General features: G+C 64.5%; 19 protein-coding genes. 6 read left to right on the top strand and 13 right to left on the bottom strand.

Going from position 1 to position 19,273, the window contains the following annotated elements:
* Window positions 1-20: 20 nt before the first annotated feature.
* Together CT3_RS09725 and CT3_RS09720 are read right to left on the bottom strand one after the other, a co-directional pair.
* Window positions 21-992: a FecR domain-containing protein gene (locus CT3_RS09725; protein WP_305954870.1), complete on the bottom strand. Its 972-nt coding sequence runs from the start codon at window positions 990-992 to the stop codon at window positions 21-23.
* Between the two features lie 8 nt (window positions 993-1,000).
* A complete protein-coding gene (locus CT3_RS09720) occupies window positions 1,001-1,507 on the bottom strand; it encodes a sigma-70 family RNA polymerase sigma factor (protein ID WP_066534383.1) in 507 nt (168 codons plus the stop codon).
* A gap of 468 nt (window positions 1,508-1,975) precedes the next feature.
* Here CT3_RS09720 and CT3_RS09715 point away from each other — a divergent pair, with 468 nt between their 5' ends.
* The 5 genes from CT3_RS09715 to CT3_RS09695 all read left to right on the top strand — a co-directional run bounded on the left by CT3_RS09715 (window position 1,976) and on the right by CT3_RS09695 (window position 7,969).
* The gene (locus CT3_RS09715) at window positions 1,976-3,682 is read left to right on the top strand and encodes an electron transfer flavoprotein-ubiquinone oxidoreductase (RefSeq protein WP_066534385.1); all 1,707 of its coding nucleotides are present in this window, start codon (window positions 1,976-1,978) and stop codon (window positions 3,680-3,682) included.
* A gap of 136 nt (window positions 3,683-3,818) precedes the next feature.
* Window positions 3,819-4,472: a class I SAM-dependent methyltransferase gene (locus CT3_RS09710; RefSeq protein WP_066534386.1), complete on the top strand. Its 654-nt coding sequence runs from the start codon at window positions 3,819-3,821 to the stop codon at window positions 4,470-4,472.
* A 684-nt stretch (window positions 4,473-5,156) separates the two neighbouring features.
* The gene (locus CT3_RS09705; protein ID WP_066534387.1) at window positions 5,157-6,125 is read left to right on the top strand and encodes an ABC transporter substrate-binding protein; all 969 of its coding nucleotides are present in this window, start codon (window positions 5,157-5,159) and stop codon (window positions 6,123-6,125) included.
* A gap of 133 nt (window positions 6,126-6,258) precedes the next feature.
* Complete coding sequence (locus tag CT3_RS09700; protein ID WP_066534388.1) at window positions 6,259-7,143, top strand: ABC transporter permease; 885 nt, start codon at window positions 6,259-6,261, stop codon at window positions 7,141-7,143.
* 31 nt (window positions 7,144-7,174) lie between these two features.
* Window positions 7,175-7,969 (top strand): ABC transporter ATP-binding protein, encoded by a 795-nt coding sequence (locus CT3_RS09695; protein WP_066534390.1) that lies wholly within the window; start codon window positions 7,175-7,177, stop codon window positions 7,967-7,969.
* Between the two features lie 240 nt (window positions 7,970-8,209).
* On the opposite strand, the gene CT3_RS09690 is transcribed toward CT3_RS09695, so the two are convergent.
* Window positions 8,210-8,725 carry a retropepsin-like aspartic protease family protein gene (locus tag CT3_RS09690; protein ID WP_227657878.1) on the bottom strand — a complete coding sequence of 172 codons (516 nt, stop codon included), beginning with the start codon at window positions 8,723-8,725 and terminating at the stop codon, window positions 8,210-8,212.
* Window positions 8,722-9,621: a pirin family protein gene (locus CT3_RS09685; protein WP_066534392.1), complete on the bottom strand. Its 900-nt coding sequence runs from the start codon at window positions 9,619-9,621 to the stop codon at window positions 8,722-8,724. The genes CT3_RS09690 and CT3_RS09685 overlap by 4 nt, the downstream gene beginning before the upstream one ends.
* A gap of 380 nt (window positions 9,622-10,001) precedes the next feature.
* Here CT3_RS09685 and CT3_RS09680 point away from each other — a divergent pair, with 380 nt between their 5' ends.
* Window positions 10,002-11,480, top strand: a complete 1,479-nt coding sequence (locus tag CT3_RS09680; RefSeq protein WP_066534394.1) for an amino acid permease — start codon at window positions 10,002-10,004, stop codon at window positions 11,478-11,480.
* A gap of 72 nt (window positions 11,481-11,552) precedes the next feature.
* On the opposite strand, the gene CT3_RS09675 is transcribed toward CT3_RS09680, so the two are convergent.
* The 9 genes from CT3_RS09675 to iscR form a co-directional block, all read right to left on the bottom strand.
* A complete protein-coding gene (locus CT3_RS09675) occupies window positions 11,553-12,782 on the bottom strand; it encodes a PLP-dependent transferase (RefSeq protein WP_066534397.1) in 1,230 nt (409 codons plus the stop codon).
* Between the two features lie 121 nt (window positions 12,783-12,903).
* On the bottom strand, window positions 12,904-13,638 hold the full coding sequence (dnaQ, locus tag CT3_RS09670; RefSeq protein ID WP_066534399.1) for a DNA polymerase III subunit epsilon: 735 nt from the start codon (window positions 13,636-13,638) through the stop codon (window positions 12,904-12,906).
* Between the two features lies 1 nt (window position 13,639).
* Window positions 13,640-13,978: an ISC system 2Fe-2S type ferredoxin gene (fdx, locus tag CT3_RS09665; protein ID WP_066534401.1), complete on the bottom strand. Its 339-nt coding sequence runs from the start codon at window positions 13,976-13,978 to the stop codon at window positions 13,640-13,642.
* A gap of 11 nt (window positions 13,979-13,989) precedes the next feature.
* Complete coding sequence (gene hscA, locus CT3_RS09660; RefSeq protein ID WP_066534408.1) at window positions 13,990-15,858, bottom strand: Fe-S protein assembly chaperone HscA; 1,869 nt, start codon at window positions 15,856-15,858, stop codon at window positions 13,990-13,992.
* A 98-nt stretch (window positions 15,859-15,956) separates the two neighbouring features.
* Window positions 15,957-16,475 carry a Fe-S protein assembly co-chaperone HscB gene (gene hscB / locus CT3_RS09655; RefSeq protein WP_066534411.1) on the bottom strand — a complete coding sequence of 173 codons (519 nt, stop codon included), beginning with the start codon at window positions 16,473-16,475 and terminating at the stop codon, window positions 15,957-15,959.
* 79 nt (window positions 16,476-16,554) lie between these two features.
* Window positions 16,555-16,878 (bottom strand): iron-sulfur cluster assembly protein IscA, encoded by a 324-nt coding sequence (gene iscA / locus CT3_RS09650; RefSeq protein ID WP_066534414.1) that lies wholly within the window; start codon window positions 16,876-16,878, stop codon window positions 16,555-16,557.
* A gap of 1 nt (window position 16,879) precedes the next feature.
* Window positions 16,880-17,278, bottom strand: coding sequence for a Fe-S cluster assembly scaffold IscU (gene iscU / locus CT3_RS09645; RefSeq protein WP_066534417.1), 399 nt, complete (start codon window positions 17,276-17,278; stop codon window positions 16,880-16,882).
* A gap of 49 nt (window positions 17,279-17,327) precedes the next feature.
* Window positions 17,328-18,548, bottom strand: a complete 1,221-nt coding sequence (locus CT3_RS09640) for an IscS subfamily cysteine desulfurase (RefSeq protein WP_066534419.1) — start codon at window positions 18,546-18,548, stop codon at window positions 17,328-17,330.
* A gap of 115 nt (window positions 18,549-18,663) precedes the next feature.
* A complete protein-coding gene (gene iscR / locus CT3_RS09635) occupies window positions 18,664-19,200 on the bottom strand; it encodes a Fe-S cluster assembly transcriptional regulator IscR (protein WP_066534422.1) in 537 nt (178 codons plus the stop codon).
* Window positions 19,201-19,273 lie beyond the last annotated feature (73 nt).

Genomic DNA, 19,273 nt, shown 5'->3' with positions numbered 1-19,273 from the left:
AGCCCTGCAAGCCGCGCGCCCTAACGCGCCAGCAGCGTGACCCAGTGCCCACGCCAGCGCTGGTGCGCCTGGATGGGGTACGTTGCTTGCAGCATGGCCAGCGCACGGTCGGTATCCGTCAGTGGATAGGCTCCGGACACCCGCAGGCCCGCCACCTCCGGCGCGCATTGCAAAATGCCGCTGCGGTAGCGTGACAGCTCGGCGCAGACATCGCTCAACGCCATGGCATCGGCCATCAACATGCCGTGCACCCAGGACTGCTGCTGTACCGACACCGGCGCCAGTGCGCTGACGCCCTGCTTCGTCAGCTCTGTCTGCTGTCCCACCGGCACCACAGTGCGGGGGACCGTCACTCCGTGCAGCGTGACCTCCACCGCGCCCTCGGTCACCGCCAGGTGCACCACCGCATCCTCCTGGCGCACCGTGAAACGTGTCCCCAATGCCCGCAGCCGCCCCAGGGCGGTGTGCACAGCAAAAGGACGCTGCAGGCCGGTGGCGTCCGGCGCGGTTTCCACCGCAATCGCCCCTGTGCGCAGATGCACCGTACGCTGGAGGCCATCGAACACAATGTCCACGGCGCTATGGGTATCCAGCAGCAGCTGGCTGCCATCGGCCAGGGTCACGCGGCGCTGCTCGCCCGTGGCGGTGCGCACATCGGCCGTCCAGCCCTGCTCCCCCGCCCATTGCCAGCCCAGCCAGGCCGTTGGTGCCACGGCCAGCAAGGCTGCCAGTTTGGCCACCACCTGACGGCGTGAAGTGCGGGCATGGCGTACCGGGCGGTCCAGAACCGGCATGGCCCAGTCACGGGGCAGATCACCCAGCCGCCCCATCAGCAGCTCTGCGCGGGCCCACGCCTGGCGGTGGGCGGGACTGCGGGCGCGCCAGCGCTCGAAGTCCGCGCATTCCGCCTCCGTCATTCCCTGGTCGTGCCACAGCACCAGCCAATCGGCCGCCTCGTCCAGAATGCGCGCATCCATTGCATCACCGGCCATGAACCTGTTCACTCCACCAGTTGCAGGCATTGGCGGAACGCCTGGGCCATATAGCGTTTGACGCTGGTCAGCGACACCCCCAGCTGCAGGGCAATGTCTTCGTATTTCATACCCTCCAGCTGCGACAGCAGGAAGGTGCGGCGCACCACGGGCGCCAGCGTGTCCAGCATGGCATCGATCTCCTGCAGCGTCTCCAGCACCAGCGCGCGTTGCTCAGGTGAAGGGGCCTGCGGCTCGGGCAACAGCGCCAGGGCCTCCAGGTACGCCTGCTCCAGTGCCTGGCGCCGGTACCAGTTCACCAGCACGCCCTTGGCCACGGTCGTCAGGTAGGCACGCGGCGTCTCGATCGCAGCCACCTCCCTGGCTCCCAGGATGCGCACAAAAGTGTCCTGGGTCAGATCCGCGGCGTCGCAGGCGTTCGACAGCCTCCGGCGCAGCCAGGCCAGCAACCAGCTGTGGTGGTCCAGATACAGGGTGGCGATGTCCCGCGAAGAAGATGGGAGGCTGGAAGGCATATAGGAGCCGGTCGGTCCGCTGCAAATCAAACAAGAATGGTTCTTATTCATTCTATTGCAGTCACTGCCGACAATGAATGGTCTTCGCCTTCCCCGTTCTTTGTGAGGGGAACCTGCCACGGCGTGCGACACGGTGTGCGGTGCGGCTTCGGACACCGCGCATGACGCTACCTTGTCCCATGGCGGCATGCCCTGAGCCAGCCGGTGGACAGCCCCTGCCCCGGCCCGCCACCTTCGCATCCTGCGCAGGCAACCCCTCGCAATGCGGCAAGGCTGCCACCGCCATGCGTCACCAAGGTGTCAGAAAAATGCCGACAAGCCGTCATATTTCAGGGTTGACTCCCCGTAAGTGCCGCGCAAGTTATTGGGAGATGCCTTCAGCACGCATAGAATCAGCCGCAATTTGCGGCGCTGCAGCACCGGCTTCAGGCCCTCCGGATTTTCACTATTTATAAGCGAGACACCCCGATGACAAACGAAGAAATCTTGGCCCAGTACGGACCACGCGAGGCCATGGAATACGACGTGGTGGTGGTCGGTGGCGGCCCTGCAGGCCTGTCGACCGCCATCCGCCTCAAGCAGCTGGCCGCCGAAAAAGGCCAGGACATTTCTGTCGTGGTGCTGGAAAAAGGCTCCGAACCTGGTGCGCACACGCTGTCCGGCGCCATCATGGACCCCAAGGCACTGAACGAGCTGATCCCCGACTGGAAGGAAAAAGGCGCACCGCTGAACCAGCCCGTCACCACCGACGCCATGGTGTTCCTGAGCGAGAAGGGCTCGCTGCGCACCCCCAACTTCCTGCTGCCCCAGTGCTTCCACAACGAAGGCAACTACATCGTGCGCCTGGGCTTCTTCAGCAAGTGGCTGGCCGACCAGGCCGAGGCCCTGGGCGTGGAAATTTTCCCGGGCTTTGCCGCGGCCGAAGTGCTGTTCAACGAAGACGGCTCCATCAAGGGCGTGGCCACCGGCAACATGGGCGTGGGCAAGGATGGCGAGCCCACTGGTGAATTCCAGCTGGGCATGGAGCTGCACGGCAAGTACACCGTGTTCGCCGAAGGCGCACGCGGCCACCTGGGCAAGCAACTGATTGCCAAGTACCAGCTGGATGCCGACAAGGACCCGCAAACCTACGGTATCGGCATCAAGGAACTGTGGGAAATCGACCCTGCCCGCCACCAGGCCGGCATGGTGCTGCACACCGGCGGCTGGCCCATGGACAACAAGACCTATGGCGGCGGCTTCCTCTACCACCTGGAAGACAACCTGGTCACGCTGGGCTATGTGGTGGGTCTGGACTATGCCAACCCCTACCTGTCTCCGTTCGAGGAGATGCAGCGCTGGAAGACCCATCCCAACATCCGCTACTACCTGGAAGGCGATGAGGCCAAGGGCATCAAGCCGGCCAAGCGCATTTCCTATGGCGCCCGCGCCATCACGGCCGGCGGCATTCTGAGCCTGCCCAAGTTCGTGTTCCCCGGTGGCGCGCTGGTGGGCTGCGACGCCGGCTTCCTGAACGTGTCCCGTATCAAGGGCAGCCACGCCGCGATCAAGACCGGCATGATGGCGGCCGACGCCATCTATGACGCCGTGACCGCCGGCCGCCAGGGCGATGTGCTGAGCGCCTACGAAACCGCCTTCGAAAACAGCTGGCTGTACGACGAACTGTGGAAGGCCCGCAACTTCAAGACCTGGTTCAAGAAGGGCCTGTCCACTGCCACCATCATGAACGGCCTGGAGCAGTTCGTCCTGAAGGGCAACATCCCCTGGACGCTGCACCGCGACAAGCCCGACCATGTGTACCTGAAGCCCGCGGCAGAGTGCACCCCCATCGACTATCCCAAGCCCGATGGCAAGCTGACGTTTGACCGCCTGTCCAGCGTGTTCATCAGCAACACCAACCACAGCGAAGACCAGCCGGCCCACCTGACGCTCAAGGACGCTTCGGTGCCCGTCAACGTCAACCTGGCCAAGTTTGCCGGCCCCGAGGCGCGCTACTGCCCGGCCGGCGTCTACGAATTCGTGGCCGACACCGACAAGGGCGGCGATGCCCAGCGCCTGCAGATCAACGCCCAGAACTGCGTGCACTGCAAGACCTGCGACATCAAGGACCCGACACAGAACATCGTCTGGGTCACGCCCGAAGGCGGCGGCGGCCCCAACTACTCGGGGATGTAAACCCCAGGCACTCTGTGCACACCCGGCCTGCTCTGCAGGCCTTTTTTTCGCCCGAAATCAGGCATCCACCGCAACGCAACACGCTGGGTGGCGCGTGCGGGAGGGATGCACCAGAATCAACCAGAAGGAGGAAGGCATGCAGGACTACTACGCCGCCCGCGCCGGCGAATACGACCAGATCTACCGCAAGCCTGAGCGCCAGGCCGATCTGCGCCAGATGGAAGCCTGGCTGCCCGGCGTGTTCAGCGGCCGCTCGGTGCTGGAGATCGCCTGCGGCACCGGTTACTGGACACCGTTCTACGCGCCCCACGCCACCCGTGTGCTGGGCATCGACAGCGCCACCGAGACCCTGCAGATCGCCCGCACGCGCATGCCAGCGGCACGCTTTCCGCAGGTGCAGCTGCAGATCGGCGATGCCTACCAGCCACCCGCGCACGATGCCAGCGGCCTGCCCTTTGAGGCGGCCTTGGCCGGTTTCTGGTGGTCGCACATTCCGCTGGAGCGCATTCCCGCCTTTTTGCAGAGCCTGCACGCGGTGCTGCAACCCGGCGCGCGCGTGGTCTTCATGGACAACCGGTATGTGCCCGGCAGCAACACCCCGATTGCCGAGCGCGACGCAGCCGGCAACAGCTACCAGCTGCGCCCGCTGGCCGATGGATCGGTGCACCGGGTGCTGAAGAACTTCCCCAGCCGCGAGCAGTTGCTGGCCGCCGTGGCCCCCTGGGCCTACCGCAGTCAACACCATGTCTGGGACTACTTCTGGGCGCTGGAATACGAGCTGCACCGCTGAAGCGGCGCACGGCTGCGGCGGCCAGCCCATGGCGGCCGTTTATCATCGCGCCCGGGGAACTCGATGCCCCCGAACGCCACCTACACAATATGCTGCCTGCCATCAAGTCCCGGATGGACAGGCGGCGCATCAGCAAAGGCCACCGTTCCATGCCTGTTTCCCTGCGCATGCCCTGCGGCCTTTGCTGATGGGGTGACTGGTATTTGCCCACCAGCAAGCAGTGAAAGTCAGCGTCTCATTTGTCTGAGTGCAAAAAAGCCGGGGCGGACACGGCGACCATCTTCTCCAGCAGCGGTCGGCTCCGCGCGCACCACCATCGCTCACGCGCGCTGCGCCTGGCATCAAAGAGTGCGTGAACTGCGGGAAATTGCAGCAGATTGGTGCACCGCACACCCCGGGCTGCACCAGAAAAAACCATAGCTTCTGACACAGCATAGATATGGCTGCACGGGCATTTTTTCGTGTGTTTTTTTGCGCAGCCCTTGTATCTAAGTGCAAACCCGCAGCGTGGCCTGCAGGAAAACTGCACGCCGTCAGAAAAGCGTCACAAACCAGTGTTTCGCCGCACTCCATTCGGCACGGTCGTGCTTTAGACTTGCCCGCCGAGGAGCAGCAAGGTCCTGCGCAGCCCCTTCTCGCAAACACAGCAGGCATTCCAAACCAACAAAAGCTGGAGATAGCTACATGAAGCATCTGACCTGGGCACCGCTGGGTGCAATGGCACTGGCCATCGCTGCCATCGCCCCCGCACAAGCGGCCGAGCAAAAGTCCGTGGCGGTGACTGCCATCGTCGAACACCCGGCCCTGGACGCCGTGCGTGACGGCGTCAAGGACGCGCTGAAGGCCGCCGGCTACGAAGAAGGCAAGAGCCTGAAGTGGCAGTACCAAAGCGCCCAGGGCAACACCGGCACCGCCGCCCAGATCGCCCGCAAGTTCGTGGGTGACAAGCCCGATGCCATCGTCGCCATCGCCACCCCCTCGGCCCAGGCCGTGGTCGCCGCCAGCAAGACCGTGCCCGTGGTGTTCTCCGCCGTGACCGACCCCGTGGCCGCCAAGCTGGTGCCCAGCTGGGAACCGTCCAAGACCAACGTGACCGGCGTGTCCGACCTGCTGGCCCTGGACAAGCAGATGGAGCTGGTCAAGAAGGTCGCACCGAACGCCAAGCGCATCGGCATGGTCTACAACCCCGGCGAAGCCAACTCGGTGGTCGTGGTCAAGGAACTGCAGAAGCTGCTGCCCACCCTGGGCCTGACCCTGGTGGAAGCCGCCGCCCCCCGTTCCGTGGACGTGGGCAGCGCCGCCCGTTCGCTGATCGGCAAAGTGGACGTGATCTACACCAACACCGACAACAACGTGGTGTCGGCCTACGAATCGCTGGTCAAGGTCGGCCAGGACGCCAAGATCCCGCTGGTGGCTTCGGACACCGACTCCGTCAAGCGCGGCGCTGTGGCTGCCTATGGCATCAACTACCGCGATCTGGGCGAGCAGACCGGCCGCATGGTGGTGCGCATCCTCAAGGGTGAAAAGCCCGGCGCCATCAAGCCTGAAGTCAGCACCAAGATGGAACTGTTCGTGAACCCCGGCGCTGCCGAGAAGCAAGGCATCAAGCTGAGCGACGAACTGGTGAAGTCCGCCGCTGAGGTGGTGAAGTAAGCCCTTTCGGGCCCTTCCATCCCCTGAGTGTTGTCTGCCCTTGCCGGGCAGACCCAAGGCAGGCGCCAAGTACACTTGGCCCTGCCTTTGTTCATTCCCCCCCAAGTGTGGCGCCCGGCGCCTGCCCCCGTCCATGTCCCTGTTCTCATTTTTCGGCGCCATCGAAATCGGCCTGATCTTCGCCCTCGTGGCGCTCGGTGTCTTCATTTCGTTCCGCCTGCTGCGCTTTCCCGACCTGACCGTGGACGGCAGCTTCCCTCTGGGTGGCGCGGTCTGCGCCGTGCTGATTGCCGCCGGCATCAATCCCTGGCTGGCCACATTGGCCGCCACCGCGGCCGGCGCCGTGGCCGGGCTGATCACCGGCTGGCTGAATGTGCGTCTGAAGATCATGGACCTGCTGGCCTCCATCCTGATGATGATTGCGCTGTACTCCGTGAACCTGCGCGTCATGGGCGGCCCCAACATCCCGCTGATCAACGACCCCACCATCTTCAACATGCTCCAGCCCGAGGGCATTGACGACTACATCTTCCGCCCGCTGCTGCTGCTGGCGATCGTGGTCGCGGCCAAGCTGGCACTGGACTGGTTCTTCGCCACCGAACGCGGCCTGGCCATTCGTGCCACCGGCTCCAACGCCCGCATGGCCCGCTCCCAGGGCGTGAACACCGGCGGCATGATCCTGCTGGGCATGGCCATCTCGAACGCCCTGGTGGGCCTGGCCGGCGCCATGTTCGTACAGACCCAGGGCGGCTCCGATATCTCCATGGGTATCGGCACCATCGTGATCGGCCTGGCCGCCGTGATCGTGGGTGAATCCATCCTGCCTTCGCGCAAGATCGTCTGGTGCACGCTGGCCGTGGTGGTGGGTGCCATCGTCTACCGTTTCTTCATTGCAGCAGCGCTGAACAGCGACTTCATAGGCCTCAAGGCCCAGGATCTGAACCTGGTGACCGCCCTGCTCGTGACCGTGGCGCTGGTGATTCCCCAGCTCAAGCGCAAGTGGAGCCGCAAGCCCTGATGCGCCCACCATTGAAGAAAGTTGTGAACCCATGCTGAGCGCCAAAAAACTCGAACTCACCTTCAACCCCGGCACGCCCATCGAAACCCGCGCGCTGCGCGGCCTGTCGCTGGACATTCCGGACGGCCAGTTTGTCACCGTCATCGGCTCCAACGGGGCCGGCAAGTCCACCTTCCTGAACGCCATCTCCGGCGACCAGAGCGTGGACAAGGGCAGCATCCACATTGCCGGCGAAGACATGACACGCCGCCCCGTCTGGGACCGTGCCCACCGGGTGGCCCGCGTCTTTCAGGATCCGATGGCCGGCACCTGCGAGGACCTGACCATCGAAGAAAACATGGCCCTGGCCCACCGCCGCGGCACATCGCGCGGTCTGAGCAGTGCCGTCAAGGCCCAGAACCGCGAGCTGTACCGCGAACGTCTGGCCACGCTGGGCCTGGGCCTGGAAAACCGCCTCACAGACCGCATCGGTCTGCTGTCGGGCGGCCAGCGCCAGGCCGTGAGCCTGCTGATGGCGGCACTGCAGCCCTCGCGCATCCTGCTGCTGGACGAACACACCGCCGCGCTGGACCCCCGCACCGCCGACTTCGTGCTGCAACTCACCGCCCGCATCGTGGCCGAGAGCAAGCTGACCACCATGATGGTGACGCACAGCATGCGCCAGGCCCTGGACGTGGGCGAGCGCACCGTGATGCTGCACCAGGGCAACGTGGTGCTGGACGTCAGCGGCGAAGAGCGCGCCCAGATGGACGTACCCGATCTGCTGCACATGTTCGAGAAGGTGCGCGGCGAAAAACTGGCGGACGACGCCCTGCTGCTGGGCTGATCCGTCCCCTGCGCCCCCTTCCCAAGCAGCCTGCGGGCTGCTTTTTTCATGCCGCTAATGGCAAGTGGCAGGGTGGGTGATGATGGCGCGGGCATGTCCGCCCCCACGCGCAGACCCCACGGGCATGGATGCCAGCGGCCCGCATTCAGCCGGGCGCCCGCCCCTGCAGCCCCATCCTCGGCCAGGCCTCACAGCGCCGCCGCACGGCGAGCGCAGGCTCAATGTGGACTCAATGTGGGCTCAGCGTGGGCGCAGCTCCATCACATCGCCCTGCATGCGCACGTCGAAGTGCCGCAGGAAATTCTGCCCCAGCAGCGCGGACTGCGGTGTGGCACCGGTGTAGCCCGTGCCCACCGTCAGCTGGTGCACCGTGAGCGGCCCCACGGCCACCGTGTCGGCACGCACCAGCCGGCCCTGGCGGTCGCCGTTGGCGGTGGAAAAAGTGGCGGACCGCCCGCCACGCAGCCCGGCGGCTTCGGCCAGGGCATCGGTCACCGCCACCGCCGTCGCGCCGGTGTCCACCATGAACTGCACCGGTTGGCCATTGACATGCCCAGCGGCATAGAAATGCCCGTTCCGGTGGCGCTGCAGCTGCACGCTGCCATCGGCCTGCACGGTGATCACAGCGGGCTGCAGCCAGCGGTCCATGGCCAGGTAAAGCGCACCCAGCGCCGCCAGCCAGAACAGCGCCATGCCCAGCTGGGTGCGCCACAGGGCACGGCGTCCCCCCTGCTGTGTGGCGTCAGGGGGGCTCACGGCAAGGCAGGGGCCGCAATGCGCCGCCCTTCCCCGCCGGGCACACTGCCAAAGCGCGGGCTGGCCGCTTCCCATTCGGCGCGGTAACCCCGGATACTGGCCAGGTCCGGACCGACAAAATTCCACCACATGGTCACGGCCTCGCCCAGCGGCGTGCCGCCCAGCAGCAGCACGCGCGCGCCCGGCGCCAGCTGCAGCGCAGCCTGGTCAGGCCCGGGGGCCACATAGGCCAGCTCGTCCATGGCAAAGTCCTGACCTGCCAGAGTGAAGCCGCCTTCCAGCGCCATCAGCCCATGCTCGAAACCCGGTGCCAATGCCAGTGCCACCGTGACCGGCGTGCTGCCGGTGTTGCGCAACTCCAGCCCCAGCAACGGGGAATGCACCGCCGTGGGCGCAGTATGGCCGGCGTACTGACCGGCCATCAGCGCGCAGCGCACCGCGGGTGCCTGGGCGTCGTTCCATTGGGGCAGATCCGGGTAATGGGCAAAGTCCGGCGGGCATTCGGCCACTGCATCGGGCAAGGCAATCCACAGCTGGGCCGCATGCAGGCGCTGACCGGGCTGCGCCGAATCCTCCGTATGGGAAATGCCATGGCCCGCCGTCATCAGATTGACCTGTCCGGGTCGGATCACCTGCTCGTTGCCCAGGCTGTCGCGGTGCAGAATTTCACCCTCGATCATCCAGGTGAAGGTCTGCAGACGCGTGTGCGGATGCGCGCCCACGTGCAGGCCCTGGCCGTCCGCAAAATGCGTCGGGCCGATATGGTCCAGAAAGCACCAGGCCCCCACCATGCGGCGTGCCCGGCTGGGCAAGGTGCGCGCCACCATCAGGCCTTCGCCCAGGTCGCTGCTGCGGGGTGCGATGCGTTGAATCTCCAAAGCCGTGTGATCGGTCATGCAAAACTCCAGCCCAGGGGGCATTGCCAATGCAGCGATTAAACCGCGTTTGGGTCCCTGCGGCAGCCATCCAGGGGCCGCAACGTTCATGGCCGGCGCAGAGCACGGCCCGCAACCAGCAGGATCACGCACAGCGCTGCGTGGTGCCCACGTCCCGGTGCCCCTGGCAGCCCACACACGACGGGCATTAGCAGCTCTAAACTGCCTGTAGGGTCATTAACCCCATCGTCTCCGGCGATGCACCCCATCGCGCACAATCTGCCTCCGAACGCCCCCGTTCCAGCTTTCAAGGCCGCATTGTCTGCGGCCTTTGTCTTTGGTGCGGGCAACCAGGCCACCGCCTGGGATCTTGCTTTTTTGACGATACGACTGCATCACCCATGGCAGCAGATTCCTCCTCTTCCGGCCAGCCTTCCGCGCTGCACCGCAGCCTCAAGCCGCGCCATATGTCGATGATTGCCATCGGCGGCTCCATCGGCACCGGCCTGTTTGTCGCCTCGGGCGCCACCATCTCGCAAGCAGGCCCCGGCGGCGCACTGCTGGCCTATATGGTCGTCGGTCTGATGGTCTACTTCCTGATGACCAGCCTGGGCGAGATGGCCTCGCACCTGCCAGTCTCCGGCTCGTTCGCCACCTATGGCGCCAAGTATGTGGACGAAGGCTTTGGCTTCGCCCTGGGCTGGAACTACTGGTACAACTGGGCCGTGACGATTGCCGTGGACCTGGTGGCCGCCCAGCTGGTGATGGCCTACTGGTTCCCGGAGAGCAACGGCGTGCTGTGGAGCGCACTGTTTCTGGCCCTGATGGTGGGGCTCAACGCCCTGTCGGCCAAGGGCTTCGGCGAGTCGGAATTCTGGTTTGCCGCCATCAAGGTGACCACGGTGCTGGTCTTCATTGCGGTGGGCCTGCTGATGATCCTGGGCATCCTGCAAGGCGGTGCGCCCGAAGGCCTGTGGGGCAATATCGCCAACTTCAGCGCCGGAGATGCGCCGTTCGCCGGCGGTTTTGCCGCGCTGATCGGTGTGGCCATGATTGTGGGCTTTTCCTTCCAGGGGACGGAGCTGATCGGCATTGCCGCCGGCGAATCCGAAGACCCGGCCAGGAACGTGCCCCGCGCCGTGCGCAAGGTGTTCTGGCGGATCCTGCTGTTCTATGTGTTCTCCATCCTGATCATCGGCCTGCTGATCCCCTATACCGATCCGCAACTGCTGAAGAACGATGTGGGCGACATCAGCGTCAGCCCCTTCACCCTGGTGTTTGAACGCGCCGGCCTGCTGGGTGCCGCGGCCGTGATGAATGCCGTGGTGCTGACATCGGTGCTGTCGGCCGGCAACTCGGGCATGTATGCCTCCACCCGCATGCTGTATGCGCTGGCCCAGCAAGGCATGGCGCCCCGCTTGTTTGCCCACGTCAATGCCCGCGGTGTGCCGATCATGGCCCTGGTCGCCACCACCGTGGTCGCCGCGCTGTGCTTTCTGACCAATATCTTCAGCCCGCAAGCGGTCTACATCTGGCTGCTGAACCTGTCGGGCATGTGCGGTTTTGTGGCCTGGCTGGGCATTGCCATCAGCCATTACCGCTTCCGCAAAGGCTGCGAAGCACAGGGCTACCAGCTGGACCAGCTACCCTACCGCGCAGCAGCCTTTCCCTTCGGCCCCATCTTTGCCTTTGTGCTGTGCCTGGTCATCACCCTGGGCCAGAACTACGAAGCCTTCACCAAGGACAGCATCGACTGGACCGGCGTCATCGCTACCTACATCGGCCTGCCGCTGTTTCTGCTGATCTGGTTCGGCTACAAATGGGCCAAAGGCACCCGCATCGTGCGCTACGAAGAAATGGACCTCTCCGGCAGCCGCTGAACACGGCACGGACAGCGACCACAAAAAAGCCGGGCAATGCCCGGCTTTTTTTGCGGCGCACGCTCAGTGCAATCAGGCAAACGCCTGAGACAGCGCCTGCGCCAGGTCGGCACGCAGGTCGTCGACCTGCTCCAGACCGATCGAAAAGCGCACGACGGTCCCGGTCTTGAGCTGCGCATGCGGCTGGCTGCGCATGCGCTCGATGTCATAGGGCACCACCAGACTGATGGGGCCGCCCCAGCTGTAACCCAGCTTGAAAAGCTGCAGGCTGTCGCAGAAACGGTCCACGGCGTCCTGCCCGTACTTGGGGTCGATCACCACGCTGAACAGGCCTGCTGCGGCACCTTGGCCGCCGTGGGCGGCTCCGCACAGCGCCTTCCAGTGCACATGGCCCGGAGCCTCTTCCAGCGCCGGGTGCAGCACCTGCACCACGGCCGGCTGCTGGCCCAGCCACCGCGCCAGATCGCGCGCCGCCACATCGTGGGCCTGGTAACGCAGACCCACGCTGGGCAGAGAGCGCAGCAGCAGTTCCGCATCGTTGGCACCAATGCCAATGCCCAGACGCATATGGGTGAGCTTGATGCGCATGTGCAGATTGGCATCGCGGGTGATGATGCTGCCCATCAGCACATCGCCTCCGCCGCTGGGGTATTTGGTCAGCGCATGGGCCGTGATGTCCACCCCCAGGCTGCCGCCGTCGGCCAGCAGGTCGAAGGGCCGGAAGGCCAGGCCCGCACCCCAGGTGTTGTCCAGCACCGTCTTCACGCCGCGTTCGCGGCACAGGCGCACCAAGGCCGCCAGATCCGGAAATTCCATGCTCACCGAGCCGGGTGCTTCCAGCCACACCAGCTTGGTGGCGGGCGTGATCTTGGCCTCCAGATCGGCCAGGTTCATGGCATCGTAGAACGCATGGGCTATGCCCAGGCGCTTGAGCTCGATCTCGGTGAAATCCTTGTTGGGACCGTAGGCGTTGTCAGGCACCAGCACTTCATCGCCAGCATTCAGCAACGCGAGCGACACCGTGGTCAGCGCCGACAGGCCGCTGGGCACCAACAGACACTGCAAGCCGCCTTCCAGTGCGCACAGGCGCTCTTCCAGCTGGTAGGTGGTGGGTGTGCCGTGCAGGCCGTAGGTGTAGCTGCTCTTGTCCAGCCAGCGGCGCTCGCGCATGGCCGCCACATTGGGGAACAGCACCGTGGAGCCTTTGTGCACCGGCGGCTGGGGGGCGACAAAATCGGCCGGGGGAACGTAGGGGTGGTGAACGATCTGGGTGATGAGATCGCGGGAGCGGGTATCGGTCATAAGCCCCGCATCCTAGCCTGCCTGGGACGCTTTGCCGCGAACGCCTACGCGCAGCAGCGGTATTTGACGCCGATGGCGGCACGGCATGCTACCCCGCGCGGGCAGCACACCGCAGTGTGCATCAGGCGGCGGCCTGCTCCGCAGTGCGCCAGATGGTCTTGCCGTCGCTGGACTTGTCCAACTCGGCCAGCACCGCCTCATGGCTGGCCAGCTCCTGCTCATTGGCGCGCAGCACCTGCAGCGCAATGCGGGACAGGTCCACACGCTGCTGGCTGCCAAGCTCTGTATTCACCTGGGAAGCCGAAGGGGCCTCGTCTTCCATGATCAGCAGCGCATCCTGCCCGCGGGTCATGTTGATGTAGACGTCGGCCAGCAACTCCGCATCCAGCAAGGCGCCGTGCAAGGTGCGTCCGCTGTTGTCCACTTCCAGGCGGTCGCACAGCGCATCCAGCGAATTGCGCTTGCCGGGGAACAGCTCCTTGGCCATCGCCAGCGTGTCGGTGACGGCGCTGACATAGCTCTTGAGCGGCTTCAGCCCCAGGCGATCGAACTCCTTGTTCAGGAAACCGACGTCGAACGGCGCGTTGTGGATGATGAGCTCGGCGTCCTGCAGATAGGCCAGGATGTCCTGCGCCTTCTCGGCGAACTTGGGCTTGTCACGCAGGAACTCGGTGGTCAGGCCGTGAACGCGCAAGGCCTCCTCATGGCTGTCGCGCTCGGGATTGAAGTACAGGTGCAGGTTGTTGCCGGTGAGCTTGCGGTTCACCAGCTCCACGCACCCCAGCTCCACGATGCGGTCGCCGTCGACGGCCGACAGACCCGTGGTTTCCGTATCGAGAACGATCAGCCGTGACATATCAGTGGTTTTCCTTGGCGTGGTTGATGGAGTACTTGGGAATCTCCACCGTCACGTCCTGCTGCGCCAGGATGGCCTGGCAGGACAGGCGTGATTGTGGCTCCAGGCCCCAGGCGCGGTCCAGCAGGTCTTCCTCTTCCTCCTCGGCTTCATTCAGCGACGCCCCACCCGCACGCACGATCACGTGGCAGGTGGTGCAGGCGCAGCTCATGTCGCAGGCATGCTCGATCTTGATGCCGTTGTCCAGCAGGGCTTCGCAGATGGAGGTACCAGCAGGCGCCTCCACCTGGGCGCCTTGAGGACAGTATTCGGGATGGGGAAGAATTTTGATAACAGGCATGGGGTCAGATTTTAGGAAATGGATTGCACGTTCTTGCCAGCCAGGGCTTCGCGGATGCCACGGTTCATGCGCTCGGCGGCAAAGGCTTCCGTGCCCTTGGCCAGCGCCTGCGTGGCGGCTTCCACCACGGCCACATCGTCCGAGCCCTTGGCCTGGCTCAAAGCGTCCATCAACTGGTCGATCTCGGCACGCTGGGCAGCGCTGAGCACATCGCCATCGGCGGCCAGCGCACTGTGCGTGGCCAGCAGCATGCGGTCGGCGTCCACGCGGGCTTCCACCAGCGCACGGGCCTTCATGTCTTCCTGAGCAGTGTTGAAGCCATCCTGCAGCATCTGGGCCACCTGGGCATCCGACAGGCCGTAGGACGGCTTGACGTCGATGTGCGCTTCCACACCACTGAGCTGTTCCTTGGCGCTGACCGACAGCAGACCATCGGCATCCACCGTGAACGTCACGCGGATGCGCGCCGCACCGGCCGCCATCGGCGGAATGCCACGCAGCTCGAAACGCGCCAGGCTGCGGCAGTCGGCCACCAGATCGCGCTCCCCTTGCACCACATGGATGGCCATGGCGGTCTGACCATCCTTGTAGGTGGTGAAGTCCTGCGCACGGGCCGAGGGAATGGTTTCGTTGCGCGCCACGATGCGCTCCACCAGCCCGCCCATGGTTTCCACCCCCAGCGACAGCGGAATCACGTCCAGCAGCAGCAGATCGCCGGCACTGTTGTTGCCTGCCAGCTGGTTGGCCTGGATGGCGGCGCCCAGCGCCACCACCTCATCCGGATTCAGGTTGGTCAGCGGCGTCTGGTTGAAATAAGCGCCCACCGCCTGCTGCACCTGGGGCATGCGGGTGGAGCCCCCCACCATCACCACCCCCTGGACATCCTCGACCACCAGTTCCGCGTCCTTCAAGGCGCGGCGCACGGCGGCCAGCGAACGCTTGGTCAGGTGTGCAGTGGCGGCATCGAAATCGGCGCGTGTCACCTCCAAGGCGATCTGCGCCCCCCCCGACAGCGTGGCTGCAAATGCGGCGCTGTCTGCGTCTGTCAGGGCTTCCTTGCACGCCCGGGCTGCCACACGCAGGGCTGCACGGTCTTCGCCGTGGGCGGGCTGCACCGGGGTACGTTCCAGCACCCACTGCACCAGCGCAGCGTCGTAGTCGTCACCGCCCAAGGCAGAATCGCCACCGGTGGCAATCACCTCGAACACCCCTTGCGTCAGACGCAGCACGGAAATGTCGAACGTGCCGCCCCCCAGGTCGTAGACGGCGTAAACGCCTTCGCTGGCATTGTCCAGGCCATAGGCAATGGCCGCCGCCGTGGGTTCGTTGATCAGGCGCAGCAGGTTGATGCCTGCCAGTTGGGCGGCATCCTTGGTCGCCTGGCGCTGGGCATCGTCAAAATAGGCCGGCACGGTGATCACCGCGCCGTACAGATCGTTGTCAAAACTGTCTTCGGCACGGTAGCGCAAGGTGGCCAGTATCTCGGCACTGATCTCCACCGGGCTCTTGCGGCCTGCCCGTGTCGACAGGGCCACCATGCCCTGGTCTTCGGGCTGCTCCAGCACATAGGGCAGCTGTGCGGCGTTGGCGATGTCCGCCAGGCCGCGGCCCATGAAGCGCTTGACCGACACGATGGTGTTGGCAGCGTCTTCCACCTCATGGCCCCGGGCCTCATAACCGATCTGGCGTTTGCCTTCGGGCGCATAGCGCACCACCGAAGGCAGCAGCACACGACCCTGCATATCCGGCAGGCATTCGGCCACGCCATTGCGCACCGAAGCCACCAGCGAATGGGTGGTTCCCAGGTCAATGCCCACGGCGATGCGCCGCTGGTGCGGATCAGGAGACTGGCCGGGTTCAGAAATTTGCAGTAACGCCATGGATTCTTCGCAATCACAAGGGAAGGCAGGCACGGCGTGCCCCCTTGCCCCACAGAGATGTGCAGCGCGCTTGCAGCGCTGCGACAAAAGAAGGAAGCCTATTGTCCCAGTTGATCGCGGCGGCGATCGATGTCCTGGGCAAAGCGCTCAACGAACATGAGGGATCTCACCTCCTGCACGGCTTTTTGTGCTCCCTCGGGAGACACCAGCAATTGCTCGCACCGCTGGAGCATGGCGCGTTTGGAGTCGGCCACTTCCTGCTCCAGGCGGTCGATGTCCGCCTCCGTGGCCGCATCATCCAGAGCTTCACGCCATTCCATCTGCTGCATCAGAAAAGCCGTCGGCATGGCGGTGTTGTCTTCCGCACGCACCGGCGCGCCCAGCAACTCGCACAGATAGGCCGCACGCTTGAGTGGCTGCTTCAGGCGTTGGTAGGCCTCGTTGATGCGCACCGACCATTGCATGGCCACGCGCTGCGCCACCGCGCCCTCGGCCGCAAAGCGGTCCGGGTGTGCCTGCTTTTGCAGTTCCTTCCAGCGCGCATCCAGTTGTGCACGATCCAGGGCAAACTGGCGCGGCAGGCCCATCAGTTCAAAATCGTCAGACTGCAGATTCATGTCGATAAAAAACCGCCAGCACGGCTGCGGTGGCGGTTTGGAGGAATGGGCGGCCTGCCTGCAGGCCGTTCACAGCGCGTCAGATGCGGAAGCTCTCGCCACAGCCGCAACGATCACGTTCGTTGGGGTTGTGGAACTTGAAGCCTTCGTTCAGACCTTCGCGCACGAAATCCAGCTCGGTTCCGTCGATGTACGCCAGACTCTTGGGATCGATCAGCACCTTGACGCCGTGGCTTTCGAACACGATGTCCTCGGCCTCCACGCCGTCCACATACTCCAGCTTGTAGGCCAAGCCGGAGCAGCCCGTGGTCTTGACCCCCAGGCGGACGCCGATGCCCTTGCCGCGGCGCGTCAGATAACGCCCCACATGGCGTGCGGCCGCTTCTGTCAGCGTGATGGCCATTTCAGGCTTCCGCAGTGGCAGTGTGCTTGGTGCGGTAGTCGTTGACCGCTGCCTTGATGGCGTCTTCTGCCAGGATGGAGCAGTGCACCTTCACGGGCGGCAGTGCCAGTTCTTCAGCGATCTGGCTGTTCTTCAGCGCAGCCGCTTCGTCCAGCGTCTTGCCCTTGACCCATTCGGTCACCAGCGACGACGAGGCAATCGCCGAGCCGCAGCCGTAGGTCTTGAAGCGTGCGTCTTCGATCACGCCGGTCGAAGGATTGACCTTGATCTGCAGCTTCATCACGTCGCCGCAGGCCGGAGCGCCCACCATGCCGGTACCCACCGAATCGTCGCCCTTGTCGAAGGAGCCCACGTTGCGGGGATTTTCATAGTGGTCAATAACTTTGTCAGAGTAAGCCATGGTGTCTACCTCTTGAATTTTCAGTATGTGCTGTGCTGCTGGCGACGCTTCAGTGCGCGGCCCACTGGATGGTGCTCAGATCGACGCCATCCTTGAACATTTCCCACAGGGGGCTGAGTTCACGCAGCTTTTCCACGTTGATGCGGATGGTGCTGATGGCATAGTCGATCTCCTCTTCCGTGGTGAAACGGCCGATCGTCATACGCAGGCTGCTGTGCGCCAGTTCATCGCTGCGACCCAGGGCACGCAGCACGTAGCTGGGCTCCAGGCTGGCAGAGGTGCAGGCCGAACCCGACGACACCGCCAGGCCCTTGATCCCCATGATCAGCGACTCGCCTTCGACGTAGTTGAAGCTGATGTTCATGTTGTGGGGCACGCGGTGCTCCAGATCGCCGTTCACGAAGACCTGCTCCACATCCTTGAGGCCGTCGAGCAGACGCTGCTGCAGGCGCTTGGCGTGCTCCAGGTCCTGTGCCATTTCGTCCTTGGCGATGCGGAAGGCCTCGCCCATGCCCACGATCTGGTGGGTGGGCAGCGTGCCCGAGCGCATGCCGCGCTCATGGCCACCACCATGCATCTGCGCTTCCAGGCGGATGCGCGGCTTGCGGCGCACATACAGAGCGCCGATGCCCTTGGGGCCGTAGGTCTTGTGCGAAGCCAGGCTCATCAGGTCGATGGGCATGGTCTGCATGTCCAGCGGCATCTTGCCCGTGGCCTGTGCAGCATCCACGTGGAAGATGATGCCCTTCTCACGGCAGATCCCGCCAATGGTGTTCAGGTCCTGGATCACGCCGATCTCGTTGTTCACGGCCATCACGCTCACCAGGATGGTGTCGGGGCGGATGGCGGCCTTGAAGACTTCCAGATCCAGCAGACCGTTTTCCTGTACATCCAGGTAGGTCACTTCAAAGCCCTGGCGCTCCAGCTCACGCATGGTGTCCAGCACAGCCTTGTGCTCGGTCTTCACGGTGATCAGGTGCTTGCCCTTGCCCTTGTAGAACTGGGCCGCGCCCTTGATGGCCAGGTTGTCGGATTCCGTGGCACCGCTGGTCCAGACGATTTCACGCGGATCGGCGCCAATCAGGTCTGCAACTTGCTGGCGCGCCTTCTCGATGGCTTCCTCCGCCTCCCAACCCCAGGCATGGCTGCGCGAGGCAGCGTTGCCGAAATGCTCGCGCAGCCACGGGATCATGGCGTCCACGACGCGGGGATCCACAGGCGTGGTGGCGCCGTAGTCAAGGTAGATGGGGAAGTGCGGGGTCATGTCCATGGCTGGCTCTATGAAATCAGGCTGGCAATTGAATATGCCGAAATGAATGTGCCGAAATAATTGGCCGTTGTCCGGGTGGGCGCCGCTCCCGAGGGACCAGCACGCACCCGCCGAATCAGGATTTTGCGAAGGCGTTGCCCAGGGCAAAAACCGAATTCGGGGCGTTCACGCGGATGGGCTTGACCACCGGCGCGGTCGAGATCGCACGGCGCACGACCGGCTTGTCCTCGATCTGAACGCCCTTGGCGATCTGCTCGTCCACCAGCTTTTGCAGGGTGACGGAGTCCAGAAACTCGACCATGCGCTGGTTCAGTGCGGCCCACAGCTCGTGGGTCATGCAACGGCCGGCTTCGCCCATGCAGTTTTCCTTGCCGCCACACTGGGTGGCGTCAATGGGCTCGTCCACCGACACAATGATGTCGGCCACGGTGATGTCGGCCGCCTTGCGTGCCAGGGTGTATCCACCACCAGGACCACGGGTCGACTCCACCAGTTCATGGCGGCGCAGCTTGCCGAACAACTGCTCCAGATAAGAGAGCGAAATTTGCTGGCGTTGGCTGATGGCCGCCAGGGTGACAGGACCGTTGTTCTGGCGCAGGGCCAAGTCGATCATGGCAGTGACCGCAAAGCGGCCTTTGGTAGTGAGACGCATCGCGAGCTCCTTCAATCAGGCTTGTGGTTACAGAAACGTCGGCCAAGTGGATGCCTGGTACCGACACCGTCTC

The sequence above is a fragment of the Comamonas terrigena NBRC 13299 genome (genome assembly GCF_006740045.1).
GTDB lineage: Bacteria > Pseudomonadota > Gammaproteobacteria > Burkholderiales > Burkholderiaceae_C > Comamonas > Comamonas terrigena.
The sequence above is the reverse complement of the archived record's forward strand: the minus strand, read 5'-3'. Positions and strand labels throughout refer to the sequence as shown.

Excerpts from the sequence above, each read along its gene's own strand:
- CT3_RS09720 (WP_066534383.1), bottom strand. The coding sequence starts at position 1,507 with ATGCCTTCCAGCCTCCCATCTTCTTCGCGGGACATCGCCACCCTGTAT.
- iscU (WP_066534417.1), bottom strand. The coding sequence starts at position 17,278 with ATGGCTTACTCTGACAAAGTTATTGACCACTATGAAAATCCCCGCAAC.
- CT3_RS09640 (WP_066534419.1), bottom strand. The coding sequence starts at position 18,548 with ATGGACATGACCCCGCACTTCCCCATCTACCTTGACTACGGCGCCACC.
- hscB (WP_066534411.1), bottom strand. The coding sequence starts at position 16,475 with ATGAATCTGCAGTCTGACGATTTTGAACTGATGGGCCTGCCGCGCCAG.
- CT3_RS09715 (WP_066534385.1), top strand. The coding sequence starts at position 1,976 with ATGACAAACGAAGAAATCTTGGCCCAGTACGGACCACGCGAGGCCATG.
- iscR (WP_066534422.1), bottom strand. The coding sequence starts at position 19,200 with ATGCGTCTCACTACCAAAGGCCGCTTTGCGGTCACTGCCATGATCGAC.
- CT3_RS09680 (WP_066534394.1), top strand. The coding sequence starts at position 10,002 with ATGGCAGCAGATTCCTCCTCTTCCGGCCAGCCTTCCGCGCTGCACCGC.
- iscA (WP_066534414.1), bottom strand. The coding sequence starts at position 16,878 with ATGGCCATCACGCTGACAGAAGCGGCCGCACGCCATGTGGGGCGTTAT.
- dnaQ (WP_066534399.1), bottom strand. The coding sequence starts at position 13,638 with ATGTCACGGCTGATCGTTCTCGATACGGAAACCACGGGTCTGTCGGCC.
- CT3_RS09710 (WP_066534386.1), top strand. The coding sequence starts at position 3,819 with ATGCAGGACTACTACGCCGCCCGCGCCGGCGAATACGACCAGATCTAC.
- CT3_RS09685 (WP_066534392.1), bottom strand. The coding sequence starts at position 9,621 with ATGACCGATCACACGGCTTTGGAGATTCAACGCATCGCACCCCGCAGC.
- CT3_RS09725 (WP_305954870.1), bottom strand. The coding sequence starts at position 992 with ATGGCCGGTGATGCAATGGATGCGCGCATTCTGGACGAGGCGGCCGAT.
- CT3_RS09705 (WP_066534387.1), top strand. The coding sequence starts at position 5,157 with ATGAAGCATCTGACCTGGGCACCGCTGGGTGCAATGGCACTGGCCATC.
- fdx (WP_066534401.1), bottom strand. The coding sequence starts at position 13,978 with ATGCCTGTTATCAAAATTCTTCCCCATCCCGAATACTGTCCTCAAGGC.
- CT3_RS09695 (WP_066534390.1), top strand. The coding sequence starts at position 7,175 with ATGCTGAGCGCCAAAAAACTCGAACTCACCTTCAACCCCGGCACGCCC.
- hscA (WP_066534408.1), bottom strand. The coding sequence starts at position 15,858 with ATGGCGTTACTGCAAATTTCTGAACCCGGCCAGTCTCCTGATCCGCAC.
- CT3_RS09675 (WP_066534397.1), bottom strand. The coding sequence starts at position 12,782 with ATGACCGATACCCGCTCCCGCGATCTCATCACCCAGATCGTTCACCAC.
- CT3_RS09700 (WP_066534388.1), top strand. The coding sequence starts at position 6,259 with ATGTCCCTGTTCTCATTTTTCGGCGCCATCGAAATCGGCCTGATCTTC.